This is a genomic window from Latilactobacillus graminis DSM 20719, assembly GCF_001436415.1.
In the GTDB taxonomy this organism is placed as follows: Bacteria; Bacillota; Bacilli; order Lactobacillales; family Lactobacillaceae; genus Latilactobacillus; species Latilactobacillus graminis.
The window spans coordinates 1-591 of the sequence record NZ_AYZB01000047.1 but is presented as its reverse complement, the minus strand read 5'-3'; the positions used below and the strand labels follow the sequence as shown (position 1 = coordinate 591).

The 591-nt window shown below is 37.7% G+C and carries 1 protein-coding gene; it reads left to right on the top strand.

What is annotated here, in order from left to right:
* Positions 1-54: 54 nt before the first annotated feature.
* Positions 55-591, top strand: a 537-nt coding sequence (locus FC90_RS06805) for a helix-turn-helix domain-containing protein (protein WP_057908521.1), incomplete at its 3' end; no start/stop codon positions are given.

Here is a 591-nt window from a genome sequence, read left to right as displayed (position 1 = left end):
GGTTGTCAGATGAAATAATATAATTTCATTTGATAATTATGGAGGGATTTTTGTATGCCCAGATCTAAATACGTAGCATTCAAAAAATTAACACTGATCGAAGAATTTAAACGATCCGGAATATCAAAAGCGACCTTTTCTAGAGGGTATGACATTGATCGAAATACGTTTAACCACTGGTTAAATCGATATGAACGAGACGGTATTGATGGTTTACGAGAAGCACGTCATAATAACCATTATCCAAAAGCTCTAAAATTAGAAGCAGTAGTAACCTACCTATCTGGACGATACTCCTTAAACGAAGTTGCACTTAAATTTGGATTACGTTCTAAAAAGCAACTAAGAGACTGGGTTTCCAAGTATAATAAGGATAAAACCGTGACGGCGTCACCGTCCAAAAGGCAGGTCCCTATTATGAGTCGTAAAACTACTTTTGAAGAACGGATTTCAATCGTTGAATATGTCACTAAGGATAAGCACAGTTACACTGAAACTGCAGAACACTTCGGTGTTTCTTACCAGCAAGCTCGTTCGTGGGTTCTTAAAGCACAACAAGGTGGTTATGAAACACTCGTTGATAATCGCGGT